A 13,062-nucleotide genomic window follows, 5' to 3' on the forward strand; every position below is an offset into this window, starting at 1 on the left:
CGCTCAGTCCTCCCTCGTGCGGCCGAGGCCGAACCAGCGGGCCTGCAGCACCGTCGCCACCGCGATGATCAGCGCCAGGATCACCGCGCCGGCACTGCCCAGCCCGAGGTTCTGGTCCTGGCCCAGCGCCGTGTAATAGAGATAGACCAGCGGTGGCCGGGCGTACGGCGGATAACCACGGGCATCGCTCAGCAGGTTGTAGAACTCGTCGAACGCCTGGAACGCATTGATCACCAACAGCAGCACCACGGCCACGGACGTGGCCCGCAATTGCGGAAAGGTGATGTGCCGGAACGTCTGCCAGCCGGGCCGCGCCCCGTCCACCGCCGCCGCCTCGTACAACTGCGGGGAGATCCGCTGCAGTCCGGCCAGGAAGAGAATCATGTAGAACCCGGCCTGCAGCCACAGCCGTACGGTCACGATGACCAGCCAATACCAGGGCGGATCCGTCGTCGACAGCCAGGCGATGTCCCCGCTGCCGCCACCGAGCCACCCCAGCACCGTATTCGCCAGCCCGAACCGCACCCCGTTGAAGATCGACAGCTTCCAGATCACCGCCGCGACGACGTACGAGCACGCCGTCGGCAGGAAGAACACCGACCGGAAGAACGCCTGGGCGATCCGCAGCCGGTTGACCATCAGTGCCAGCCCCAGCGACAGCGCATAGGTCGCCGGCACGATGAACGCGGTGAAGACGAGGAACGTCCCCAGGCTGCTCAGGAACGCACCGTCCCCCAGCATCGCGCCGTAATTGCCCAGCCCGACGAAATCCGAACCGCTGGGACTCACCGTGTTGTGCGCATCGAAGAAGCTGAGATAGACGCTCCACGCCAACGGCACGTACGTGAACAGCCCGAGCCCGACGACGAACGGCCCGACGAACACCCAGAACCATAGATTCCGCCGCTGCGGGCCGAGGATGCGGCCTGCGCCCACCGTCCGGCCCCTCACGTCCTCTTGACCCGCTGGAGCTCGGCGTTGACCTTCCGCACCACGCCCTTCAGCTCGGTCTCCGGGTTGGCGCCGTCCTTGATGATCCGGCTCAGCGCGTCCTGATAGGCCGTACGGTCCGCCGTCGTCCACAACAGCGGTTCCGCATGGCCGTGCTCCGTCGCGAACCGCACCGCGTCCGCGGCCGCCCCCTCCTGCAACTGCTTGGCCTTCTTCGCGAGCGAGATCCGCGCCGGGATGTGGAACCCGTACGACAACGCGAAATCCTGCTGGAAATCCGTCCGCTCCACCCACAGCCACTTGGCGAAGGCCTTCGCCTCGGCCTTCCTCTTGCTGCGCGCGCTGACCGCGGACCCATAAGCGCCCACCGGAACGGCGGGCTTCCCGCCGGAGCCTTCCTTCGGAAAGGGCAACACCCCGAAGTCGTCCCCCAACGCCTTCTTGATCTGCGGCAGCGCCCACAATCCCGACCACTGCATGGCGGTCAGCCCCTGAAGGAACGCGGCCGGGTCCGACCAGTCCGTAGGAGCCCCCAGCAGGAGCGACTTATCGGCGTACAACTGCCGGATCTTTCCCAGCACCCGCGCCGCGGCCGGATCATCGAACCCGACCTTCCCGTCCTCATCGATCAGACTCAACCCGGCGGCGAAGAGCGGTGTGCCACTCAGCACTCCCACCCCACCGTCATTGCCCAGAAAGAGCCCCTTGGACTTCTTCGTCGTGAGCTTCCGGGCCGCGTCCACCAACTCATCGACCGACGACGGGGGTTCGACCCCCGCGTCCTTCAGCGCGCTCTTCCGGTAATAGAGCATCTGCATGTCGATGACCTGCGGAACGCCCCAGATCTTCCCCTGCCAGATCTTCGGTGCCAGCACCGCCTGGTTGAAGTCGTCCTTGACCGGCTCGACCTCGGCCGTCAGGTCGACGACCTGCCCGCCCTGGATCTGGTCCAGCAGCGGCCCGTTGACCTCGAACACATCCGGCCCCGAGTCGGTGAGCAGCGCGGCCGCCGTCTGCCGGTCATAGTCACCCGGCCGCCACTGCACACTGACGTGAGCCTTCTTGTACGCCGCCGCATACCGCTTCACGGCCTGCGCGGTCCCCGGCTCCCCGTACTGGTGGTACCACTGGCTGATGCCGGAACCGGAACCGCCGCCCCCGCGGCCCGTGTTGGCACCGCACGCACTGACCAGTCCCGCCAGCGCGGCTCCACCCCCGGCCGCCAGCAGTCTCCGCCGCTCGATCCCCGTCATGACTCGCTACCCCCTGCCGTCGTCACCGCCGTCGCCCTGCCACCGGTGATCGTTGATCACCGCACCGTGCGACCGTCCACTCTGCCGCACGCCCGTGACACGCGCATTGCTTCTCGTTGCTTCTCCACGAACCGGTCAGGTGGCGGGGCCTACGGCCCTGAACGCCAGGCGATCGCCTCCGCACGCCACCGCCCCGCACGAAACCGTTCGCCTACGCCCGCCACCCCCTGCCACCCTTCCCTCATGAACGCCGTCACAGCCCTCCGCCCCGAACCTGCTCCCGAACCCGCCGCGCTCCGCCCGGAAGTACTCCTCATCGGCGGACGGGCCGGCGTCGGCAAGACCACCGTCGGCTGGGAAGTGTCCGTCCTCCCCCATTCCGAGGCCATGTTCGTCCGCGCCCTCGGTGCGGACACCCGCCTCACCCGCGTCCTGCTCACCGCCACCGACGCCACCACGGACGAACGCCTCACCGCGCGCGAACTGGGCTCCGAACTGGACCACGAACGCCGCAGCAGCGCCCGCAAGGCCCGCCTGCTCGACGAGCGAGCCCACCCCGACACCGTCCGGGTCGCCACCGACGACCGAGCCGTCCCGGAGATCGCGCGCGAGGTCCTGGCGGCCACCGGCTGGGCCTGAACCACCACCCGCCCCGGGCCCGCCCCCCGAGCCGCCCCGCCCGTGCCCGAGCGTCGCCACCTTCCCCGTACGAGCCGCCGCCCTACCCCGTATGAGCAGCCGTCCCCGTATGGGCAGTTGTCCCCGTATGAGCAGCCGTTCCCGTATGGGCAGTTGTCCCCGTATGAGCAGTCGTCAGCGCTGCCACGACCGCTTCCACCGCCGCCTCCCAGGCATACGGATAGCCCTCCACATACATCTCCTGCGGAAGCCCCGGCCCCACCGCAACATCCGGTAGCGAAACCCTGAGCGTTTTCCCCTCCCGCGCGAGGTGGTGGGTCACCCAGGAGTCCCCACTCGCATCCGGATCGCTGTTGACGTCCTCGTCCCGCAGCGCAAGCCCCCGCCTCGCGAGCTCGGCCACCAGCCGGTCCCGGTTCGCCCAGATCGTGCGTCGCGCCGCATCAAACGCCGAGAGCTCCGCCACGAGCTCATCCCAGGCATACGACACCCCGTTGTGCACCACCGGCCAACTCCCGTCCTCGGCCGCGGCTTTCACCACTTCAAGAGGCACCCCAGGCATCACTACATCCCCCTCATACCCCGGCGGGCACTCGAAGGAGAACTGGAGACAGCCAGGCCACTCGTCATCCGCCTCCCCGTCCTCGAGCCCCGCCCAGGGCTCCTCACACCCGCGCTCCACGAGCTCGCCCACCAGCGCCGCCATATTCGCCCGCGCCCAGGCCGCGACCTGATCCTCATCGGCGAGGATGCCCTCGACGTCGTAGCCCTCGCGCTGGACACCGTCACTGTCAGTCGTCATACGTCAATTCTGACGCCGCCCACTGACAATCGCCTGGGCCGGGGCCGTCGCCGAAAGGGAGCCCGTCACTCACCGTCCAACTCGCGGATCAAGGGTCAAGGGTCAAGGGTTGGGGTGGTGGCGCTTGCGGTAGAGGGCGATCGCTGATTTCGGGGGGAAGTTGGGGACGAACGTCAGTGCACCGTCGGCCTTGGAGATCACGACGTGGCTGCCGCCGAAGGAGCGTGGCTCGGTGGGCGGGAACGTGGCGTAGACGAGGTAGCCGATGTCGAATTCCTCGACGTGGAGGGCGGCCGGGGTGCCGTCGTGGCAGCGGGGCTTGAAGCGTGAGCCGGCGATTTCCAGCGCTTCCTCGGGGGTTGCAGGAATCCGGGGTGCTGACTCCGGCGGCGGATCGGTCTCCGGCATGGGGTCTTTCTCCTCGTTGGGTCGAGCTCAGGGGGTATTGGAGCGTGCTGACGCGTCGGCGCGGGTCAGGGGTTGTGGAAGGCGTATGCCCAGGCGGGGGCTTCGGCTCCTGTCGGGTCGATGTGCCGGTGGGCGGTGAGGACGTGGTGGGGCACGAGGTATGCCTCGTCGTCGCCGTCGATCAGTCCCTTGGTGAGGTGACCGGTGATCCACAGCGCGACCATGGTGAGGAAGTTCTCCAGGCTCTGTGCCGCGGGCAGGGCCGCCAGGTGTTCCTCGTCCGGTTCGGAGGGGATGCGCAGTACGTGGCCGGTGGGACCGTCGATGACGAGTTTGCCGCCCATCCAGTAACCGATCTGGAAGAACGGGCCGGATTCCGCTGCGGGGGCGATGTCCGAGGGCCAGGGGATCTCGTCGAAGACGGCCATCCGGTGATCGCCGAACGGATAGATACCCATGCCGTTTTCATCGCTCATCTCGGGCAGCCCGAATTCGATGAGCGTGCGGCGCGTCGATTCGTCCGTCAGTCCGTCGGGCAGCGTGTGCTCCGGGAAGGAGTGGATGTGGTGCGCGCCGTAGATCTCGGCCAGGTCCGCGGGGCTGGGCGGAGGGGCGTCGACGGGAGTGACCGCAGAGGTGAGGTCGTAGCTTCCCGTGAAGGGCTCCTGGTTGGCGTAATTCGGCAGGGAGAAGGAGCCTCGCTCGGGTTCGGGCCGCGTGGGTTCGATGGCGAAGAGACCGCCAGAACCTCCGAGGATCACCTGATTCCCGATGAAGAGGGCAGGGCTGCCCAGAAGGAGGTCATGAACGCTTCCCTCTTCGGACATCGCCTCCTCAAGGTCTTCGACGGATTCCGGTCCGGGAAGATCATTGCCTGATGTGGATCGCCAGGACAGATCGCCATGATGCTCTTCCGGGATCTCATCGTTCCAGGGACCGGCGAGGTGTTCACCAGTATCCGCGTCCCAGATGTCCGCGCGCGCCGACTCGGTGTAGAGGCTGGCGACGGCGGGGCGGCCCTGCCACCGGACTTCGGTCAGTCCGTCGATACGACCTGGTTCGAGATAGCGCCAGTGGCAGCCGCCTGGCGGGCGCCAATGCGCCCACTTCGCCTTCCACGGCAGACGCACACCGGATGCGGAAACCGCGGCGGCGAAGGCGTGATCGCCACGGGCAGTGGCCATCAGATGCAGCCAGGCAGCCCATTCCTGCTGGTGCGCGGGGACCACACCGTAGGACCAGAGGTAGAGCGCGGCACCGGCGGCAGAATTCCCGGGAATGTCGCCGACGAATGCGCACCGAGCGGCGTCCATCAGCATGGTCTGCGGAATGTTGGCCAGCGTGCCGCCGTCCCGCAGGAGTTCCGCGAAAGGCCCCTGCTGTTCCTCGCCAGATGATCCAGCAGCGGCGACCTCGGCCTGTGCGGCGTGCATGGCGAGCCCCATGGCGGCATACCGCCCCTCCGGACCGGACTTCGCCCACCCCTCGGCGTGACGGAATTCGGGGGACTTCTGCAGCAGCCATGCGGTCATGTGCCGGTCGATCCGGCCGACTTCTTCGTCCGGCGTTTCCCGGCGCAACGCCTCCGCGAGGCCGTCGTCGGCGAACGCCACCCCGTGCTCTCCGGACACCAGGTGGTCGGAGAATTCCTCCAACAGGCCGCGGAGAACCGACTCGGTGGCCGGCTCCGGGCCCAGCGCCGTCGTGAGTTCCGCCCACACGGGCATCGGCACGACGCGCGGTCGCGCCAATGCCAGCGCCCGGAGGGGCGTCGGCCGGTCCGCCTCGTCGCCGTGTCCGTGCTCGGGTCCCTGCAGGTGGAAGACCGTCTTGGGCCTGCGCGGCAGCCGGTCCGGGGTGTGGTGGAGGACCACCACCAACTGGAATCTGCTCAGACTCCTGGCGGCCTGGGACAGCAACTGGTCCGGTTCGGACGACCCGCGGGTAATGCCCGCCTGGTGAGCATTCGCGATGAGGACGAGTCGACCTGCGTTCTGCCGCCGGAGCGCCGTACGCCACCGAGACCGCTTGCCCGGAGAGAGGTCGACACCGAGCAGCCGCAGCACCTCGGAGAAGACCTCCTCGGTGGTACGGCCGGCGGCGTCCACCAGGACGCTGCCTTCGGTCTGCCGGTGGATGTCCTCCAGGACGGCCACAGCGGCAGCTCCGGAGGTGGCGACGAAATGGGCCCACTTGTCCCCGGGGCGCCAGTCGCGCCACCACGCAGTGAGACGAGTAGCTGTCGCTTGTGCCGAGGTGTCGTCAAGTGCCCGGTCGCGCTCCGTCAAAGTGTCCCTTCTGCTGGTGGTTTCGTGTAAATCTCATCACGTGGGTCTTCGTTGCGGAGGCGTGCGATCGGCTGATCTGACGACGAAGCCCCCGCTACGCGTTCGACTTGCGCTGCTTCCTGTAGAGGGCGGTAGCTGAGTTCGGGGGAGTTGGGGAGGACGTCAATACGATCCGAGATCGTCCAGATCGCCTTCGAATACCTCGTCCCAGTGATCGCCGGTCTCCGTGGCCGGGTCGATTTCTTCGGCCCATTCCCGGAGGCTCCACCGAGCGTCCAACGCTTCAGCGACAGTGGGAAGCCAACTGGTTCGGTACTCGCAGTACAGCCGCAGGAGTGTGAAGAACTGCGGCAGGCTGCTGGCCAAGAGGACTGAGGAATATCCGCTCTCCGTGTCCTGGAGGACCGCCCCACTCAGCCCGTCCAGGACCACGGCTCCCCCCATCCAGGATCCGATCCGGTAGAAGGGGCCTTCCGCCTCCGGCTCCGGGGCGTCTTCGGGCCATTCGAATTCCTGGAGTCCCTCCTCATCCAAGGCGGGAGTGGAGAAAAACGGGATCTGTCCAGTGAGGTAAGGCATGCCGATGACGCTCAGGAACTCCCGGGCCGAGCTGCTTTGGAGCCCGCCAGGCAGTTCGGCCTCGGGAAGAGTCCGACAACTCTCGCTGCCGAACATCTTCTCCAGCCACGGCCGCGAAGGGGCACCATCGACGAGCGCCTCCTCGGGGCACCGCCATGTGGCGGACTTCGTCAATGATCCCAACAGCGGACCACCACACCACCGACCGGTCGCAGGATCAGTCGTGGTCGCTACATCCAAGGCGTACAGGCCACCCTGGCCACCGACCACCCAGCGCCCTGGGCCGGCAGGCTTGATGGCCCGGTAAGTGCCAGGGGTTCGTGGCGGTGGCAGCGCAGCATCTTCCTGGAACTCTGGCAACTCGGGCGGTTCTTGGTTGTAAGGAATTCGCACGACAGCCGCGGCGTCAACTTCAGAGCCGTCGTCAAGGGCGAAAGAGCGCTCCACGTACTGCTCGTTCAGTGGCCCGCCCATGTCGTCGTACGCAACCACTCTGCGCATCACGGCCACCGGCGCCCCGCTCCGGCGCTGAACGCGTACCTGGTCGACGCGTCCTACTTCCTTCTCGACTGGGCCGAATACGCCGTACGGCCTTTGACGCGACCAGAGAGTGCGCCAGGGCATCGCGGCGTTCGTCCGTACCAGCCCTTCCGCGACGTCGTGTTGCCTGCGGTTGATTGCAGCCCAATGCAGCCATGAGATCCATTCGCCATGTGAGACCGGATCGACTCGTTGTGTCTCCAGGTAATGAATATCCGTGGCGAGGGTCCCCTGCGGCACCCCGTTCGGCCAGGCTGCTGCAATACCTTGCAGCAGCCCATAGCGCTCGACACCGGCAAGCATCTCCCCGTCGCCCAACAACTCCTCAATAACGCCACCCAGGGCCGCATGTAGCGGAACGGCGTGAGCGGCGTATCGAGCGAGCACGGAGGGGCGATCATGTGAGGTGAGAAGGTGGAAAAGGCGCTGGTGATCCGAGGCGGAGAGGCTGGCCGCAGCGCGGACGGTCCAGCGTGTGGCCTGAGAGGTAAAGACGACGCGTTCGGCGTTGCCTTCGTCGCCTTCGGTATCCGCTTCCACAGAGAGGTGCTCAGGGTATTGAGCGACGAGCGAGTGCAAGTCTCCTTCGCTGGTAGGGAAGCCTAGCGCGTTGCACAGCGCTACCCAGGCAGAGAGGCCAACCTTTGGTGTTTCGGTTGCAGCAAGGATTTGCACAGCACGCTCCCGTCCGACCGGAGGGGCATCCTGTTGGATAGCGCTGTCATCCGTCCTGGCGCCGCCCTCGACCAGCACCTCGGGTACGTGCCGGCGAGGGGGAATGCGCAAACGCTCGCTATCACCCTCCACCACGATCCGTAGGCACCGACGGTCGTCCTCCCCCAAGCGTTCCGCGACCCTACGCAGAACACGCTCGGGCTCCGTCGACGTGGTCGTGGGCCCCGCCCACTGGGCGTTCGCCAGCAGCACGACGGCATCGCGGCTGATGAGCCCCTGTACATCCCAGAGGCTCGGTCGCCGTTTGTGCGCATCCTCCGGTGCCACCCCAAGACCGATGAGTACGCGAACTGCCACTTCCTCGGCGGTCAGATGGAGGCAGTCGACGAACACCGCGTCCGACACCCGTCGGCGGAGTGCCTCCAGCACTGCTCCCACATTCGAGCCGGTGGCGCCGCGCAATACGACCACGCCACCTTGCCGCCGCGGCTCGTCGAGCCAAACGTCCAGCTCTGCGAGGGTAGTGGGAGGGGATTCCACGTTCTGCTCTCCGATCGACATCAGGGTGCTATTTGGGGTGCCACCACCCCGGCGTCCTTGGCACGTGCTGCCGCCATCCAAATGCGCAGCAGCTCACCACGGTACTGGTTCATGTCGCGGTCGAACTCTGCCTTCACCTTGGCGCGGTCCGGCTCGCCGGCTGCCCGTGCGGCCGCCTCCTCGGCCTTGGCTTGCTTGAGCTCTTCCCGCGCGTCCTTGAGCCGGGCGCGGTCCTCCTTCAGGCTTTCGCTTCCCTCCTTCTTGGCCTTCTCGACGGCTTCCTTGGCTTCGTTGACCTTTTGCTCAGCCGCTGCCATTTTTGCCCGCGGGCCAACTTCTCCATCCGTCGGTCCCTTGCGATAGCCAATCCCATAATCGACGATCATCGGATTCTTTGCCTGGCCTTCTGGGACCTCCAGCCCGCGCTTCACTCGTGCCTTGTTGTTGCGGGCGCGACCGTCGCCATCGTCTCGACCCATTTCATGCGTCAGGTAGTCGGAGCAGTTCGCCCCGCCAGTTCCGGTCTTGTCGCCGCAAGGCTCGAATTCGGTATACATTCGCACGGCCCGGAAGCGGTCGCCGTGTTGCTTCTCGACCTGCCTCGCCCATTCGCCAAGATGAGGTTCCGAGTGATCGTGGTGGTGCTCTGAACTGCCAGGAATGGATGAGTCGATGACGTAGTGAATGTCCACCACATTGCCATCCTTGTCGCGCTCTTCCATCATGAGCACCGCATAATTCTTTCCGGACATGTCCGGCTGGAGTACGCCTTGGCCGTGATTTGCCCGCAGTCCGAGGAATTCGTTGTCGAACTTTTCCACGGCGCTGTCGGGTGCGTCCTTCCCCCCTGCCTCTTGGCGTACGGCATAAGCGCGTGCCTCGGCGGACGGTCCCTGACCACCCACCACATGACTTTCGTGCAGAGCGTGCCCAGGTTTCGCCGAGGTGCCTTGAGGGGCGGTTGACTTCTTCCTGCCCGGATCCATGGAGACGGGGCTTTCGCCCACGGCATGCGCTCCGTGGTACGCCGAACTCAGACGGCCGATGCCGCCAATGATCGCGAGCTGAGTGCCTTCATCGAGCTTGTCGAAGCCGTTGAGCAGCTTGCGCAATCTGTTGAAAGTGATCTTTCCGTTGTTCTGGGCTTCCTCTGCCACGCGATGAAGGGAGCCATCCTGAGCCCAGCCTCGCAGCGGAGTGAGCGCCCCTTCGAGGCCGACTTGGCGTACATCGTGAGACTCGCGCAGCCTGCTCTGGGAATCTTCGCCGAGTTGTCCGTAATGGCGTTGATGAGCCTCCTGCGTCTCGCCGAATTGCGCCGTTCCGCGGGTACGTTCCTGGTCGAACTTTGAGTCGTCCTGGTCGAGCTTGGGCTTTTTGGCGTCGTGGCCCTCGTCCCCGTCGATGTCCATGTCGTCGGGATGCGGGTGCTTGTCGCCGGCGGCGCCGGGTTCGGCGGCGGGGCGGCGGGGGGTGTCGGTGCGGGGATCGGTGGTGTGGCGGTCCGTGGTGGGGGTGGGTGTGGGGGTGGTGGGGCGGCGGTCGGCGCCGAGGGGGATGGCGTGGACGCCGTTGCTGCCGTCGTGGAGGGGCCGGTCGCTGGTGCGGCCGGTCTGGGCGTCGACGTAGGTGATCTTGCCGTTGTGGTTGACGACGTTCCAGGCGTGGGCGCGGCCGTTGTTGTCCTGGGTGACGATGACGGCCTGGGAGCCGTGGCCGTTGTCGCGCAGGTCGTTCTCGAGGCGGTGGAAGGCGTCGGGGCCGTTTCCGTAGTCGTGGAAGGGGGCGCCGAGGGTGTTTTCGATGCGGTCGCGGCCGTTGGCTTCGCCGCGGTCGGAGGGGGTGCCGTCGGGGTGGGTGTCGGGGGTGCGGTGGGCGGCGGCGGTGGGGTTGCCGGCGTAGGTGTCGGCGGTGGCGAGGGCGGCGTCGACGCAGTTGTTGTTGCGGCCGGGGGCGTCGGGGCCGGGGTGGTTGATGGTGTCGACCCAGTGGCCGTCGTTGGGGTCGGGGTGGGGTTGGGGTCGGCCGTCGTCGTCCTTGGGGATGGCGTTCTCGACGTGCTGCTGGTGCTCGTCGGTGGGGCCGTCCAGCCCGCCGGGGCGCTCGCGGTTACGGGTGTCGGAGGCGGAAGGCGGAACGTCGTGGGAGCGGTCGTGGTCGCCCTGGTCGCTGGGATCACCCTGCCCGGTGTGGTGAAGCGTCTCCGAGTGGTCGCCCTGGTCAGTCTTGTGGGAATCGTGGGACTGATCGGCAGGAGCGTGGGCGCGGTCCTGGGTGTTCTGCTCCGTGTTGGGGGAGTGGTCGGCAGCCTCAGGGCGCTCTGAGCCCTCGGGACGCTGGGCGTCGTTGGGGCGGCCGGAATCGGGCGTGGGCGAAGCGCCGGCAGCCGTGTCGGGCGTGCCTGCCGGGTGCTGAGGATTCTGGAAGTTCTGCGGGTGCTGCTGTGCGTACGGGTTGGGCTGGGGCTGCTGGGTGTACGGGCCCGGCTGCTGCTGGGCGTACGGGTTCTGCTGGTGGGGCTGCTGGTGCGGCTGGGTGTACGGGTTGGGCTGCTGCTGGTACGGCCCAGGCTGTTGCTGCTGGTACGGACCGGGCTGCTGCTGGGCGTGCGGCTGCTGCTGCGGCTGCTGGGCGTAGGGACCCGGCTGCTGCTGGTGCTGCTGGTGGGGTTGCTGGTATGGCCCCGGCTGCTGTTGGTGCTGTTGCGGCTGCGCGTACGGGTTCGGCTGCTGCTGGTGCGGCTGTGCGTACGGGTTGGGCTGCTGGTGCGGCTGTGCGTACGGGTTGGGCTGTTGCTGGTGGGGCTGCTGCGCGTAGGGGTTTGGCTGCTGCTGGTGCGGCTGCTGTTGTGCGTACGGGTGCTGTTGGTACGGCCCGGGCTGCTGCTGGGGCTGGGCGTACGGGTTCGGCTGTTGAGTGTGGGGGCCCGGCTGTTGCTGGTGGGGCTGGTTGTAGGGGCCGGGTTGCTGGTGCTGCGGCTGTTGCTGGTGCGGCTGCTGTTGCGCGTACGGGTTCGGCTGCTGCTGCTGGGGCTGCTGCTGTGCGTACGGGTTGGGCTGCTGGGGCTGGGGCTGGGGGTGCTGCGGCTGCGGCGCTTGCTGTGCCTGCTGCTGGGGGTTCGGCTGCGGCTGCTGCTGGGGCTGCGGCGCTTGCTGTGCCTGCTGCTGAGGGTTCGGGTGTTGCTGCGGCTGCGGCTGCGGCTGCTGCGCTTGCTGTGCCTGCTGCTGGGGCTGCTGCTGTTGGGTTTGCGGCTGCGGCTGCGGCTGCTGGGTCTGCGGCTGCTGGGTCTGCGGCTGAGGCTGCGGCGCTTGCTGTGCCTGCTGCTGGGGCTGCTGTTGGTTCTGCGGTTGGGGCTGCTGTTGTGCCTGGGGGGTTTGGTTTTGGTGGGTGGCGGGGTCGAAGGGCTGGCGGTTGGCGTCGAGGACGAGGTGCCAGACGCCCTCGGCGCTGGTGTTGATGGGCTGGTGGCTGACCTTGCCGGTCTGGCTGTCGACCCAGACGACCTTGCCGTCGTGGTTGACGGCGTTGAAGACGTGGGCGCCGCCGCCGGAACCGTCGGGGTTCTTGGGCCAGGTCACGAGGACGGCGGCGGCCGCGCCGGGGCCGGCCTGGCGGAGCTCGTCGGCTATGCGGTCGTAGCCGTCCTTGGAGTTCGGGCCCGAGTTGCGGAACTTCGCGCCCGTGTACTCCTCGATGTTGCGGGTGCCCTCGCGCTCGCCTGAAGCGCGGTCGATGCCCCCCTTGCCGTCCGGGTCGTACGTGCGGACTCCGGACACCTGCGGGTTGCCGTACCAGGACTCCATGAAGGAGCGGGTGCAGTCGGCGCAGTTGTTGGAGCGGCCGAGAACGCTGGGGCCGCCGTCGTTCTGGAGCTGGGCCCAGGGCTGGAACGGGTCGTTGAACGCGCGCGGGGATCCGTCCGGGTTCCGCGGGAAGCTCGTCTCCAGGGCCTGCTGGTCGTGCGGGAACGGCGAGTACAGGCCGCTGGGCTGGTGGTTGAGGCCGATCCGGACGTCGGTGTGGCTGCGGAGGTTCGCCGGCTGGGGGACCGGCGACTGGTGTTGTTGCTGTGTGGGCGGTTGCTGGTGGGGGGTGGGCTGCGCCTGGTTCTGGTGGTGGGGGGACTGCTGCTGGTGGGGAGCCGGGACCGGCTGTTGGTGCGGGACCGGCTGCTGCTGTTGCTGCTGGGGGGGGGGTTGCTGCGGCTGCTGGGCCTGCGGCTGGTGCTGGTTCTGGGGCTGAGGCTGGTTTTGCGGGGTTTGCTGCTGGGGCTGCTGCTGTGCGTACGGGTTGGGCTGCTGGGGCTGGGGCTGGGGGTGCTGCGGCTGCGGCGCTTGCTGTGCCTGCTGGTGGGGGTTCGGCTGCGGCTGCTGCTGGGGCTGCGGCG

General features: G+C 67.5%; 9 protein-coding genes. 2 read left to right on the top strand and 7 right to left on the bottom strand.

The annotated features are described in order from the left end of the window. Positions 1 to 3: 3 nt before the first annotated feature. The gene (locus V2J85_RS38355; RefSeq protein WP_410011147.1) at positions 4 to 951 is read right to left on the bottom strand and encodes a carbohydrate ABC transporter permease; all 948 of its coding nucleotides are present in this window, start codon (positions 949 to 951) and stop codon (positions 4 to 6) included. Further along, the gene (locus V2J85_RS38360; RefSeq protein WP_330824162.1) at positions 948 to 2,204 is read right to left on the bottom strand and encodes an ABC transporter substrate-binding protein; all 1,257 of its coding nucleotides are present in this window, start codon (positions 2,202 to 2,204) and stop codon (positions 948 to 950) included. The genes V2J85_RS38355 and V2J85_RS38360 overlap by 4 nt, the downstream gene beginning before the upstream one ends. A 243-nt stretch (positions 2,205 to 2,447) precedes the next feature. On the opposite strand from V2J85_RS38360, the gene V2J85_RS38365 reads away from it, so the two are divergent. Then, positions 2,448 to 2,843, top strand: a complete 396-nt coding sequence (locus V2J85_RS38365; RefSeq protein ID WP_330824163.1) for a hypothetical protein — start codon at positions 2,448 to 2,450, stop codon at positions 2,841 to 2,843. An 82-nt stretch (positions 2,844 to 2,925) separates the two neighbouring features. Here V2J85_RS38365 and V2J85_RS38370 read toward each other — a convergent pair whose 3' ends face one another. The 5 genes from V2J85_RS38370 to V2J85_RS38390 form a co-directional block, all read right to left on the bottom strand. After that, complete coding sequence (locus V2J85_RS38370) at positions 2,926 to 3,645, bottom strand: hypothetical protein (protein WP_330824164.1); 720 nt, start codon at positions 3,643 to 3,645, stop codon at positions 2,926 to 2,928. Between the two features lie 102 nt (positions 3,646 to 3,747). Continuing rightward, positions 3,748 to 4,053 carry a hypothetical protein gene (locus V2J85_RS38375; RefSeq protein ID WP_261951588.1) on the bottom strand — a complete coding sequence of 102 codons (306 nt, stop codon included), beginning with the start codon at positions 4,051 to 4,053 and terminating at the stop codon, positions 3,748 to 3,750. A 65-nt stretch (positions 4,054 to 4,118) separates the two neighbouring features. Continuing rightward, positions 4,119 to 6,209 carry an SUKH-4 family immunity protein gene (locus V2J85_RS38380; protein ID WP_330824165.1) on the bottom strand — a complete coding sequence of 697 codons (2,091 nt, stop codon included), beginning with the start codon at positions 6,207 to 6,209 and terminating at the stop codon, positions 4,119 to 4,121. A gap of 294 nt (positions 6,210 to 6,503) precedes the next feature. Next, entirely contained in the window at positions 6,504 to 8,696 is a 2,193-nt protein-coding gene (locus tag V2J85_RS38385; protein WP_330824166.1) for an SUKH-4 family immunity protein, read from the bottom strand. Beyond that, positions 8,696 to 12,682, bottom strand: coding sequence for a toxin glutamine deamidase domain-containing protein (locus V2J85_RS38390; RefSeq protein WP_330824168.1), 3,987 nt, complete (start codon positions 12,680 to 12,682; stop codon positions 8,696 to 8,698). Before V2J85_RS38390 ends, V2J85_RS38385 begins: the two co-directional genes overlap by 1 nt. A gap of 51 nt (positions 12,683 to 12,733) precedes the next feature. Here V2J85_RS38390 and V2J85_RS38395 point away from each other — a divergent pair. Beyond that, on the top strand, positions 12,734 to 13,062 hold a 329-nt coding region (locus V2J85_RS38395; protein ID WP_330824169.1), incomplete at its 3' end, for a hypothetical protein.

Origin of the sequence: Streptomyces bugieae (assembly GCF_036352915.1) — a bacterium.
Lineage (GTDB): Bacteria > Actinomycetota > Actinomycetes > Streptomycetales > Streptomycetaceae > Streptomyces > Streptomyces endophytica.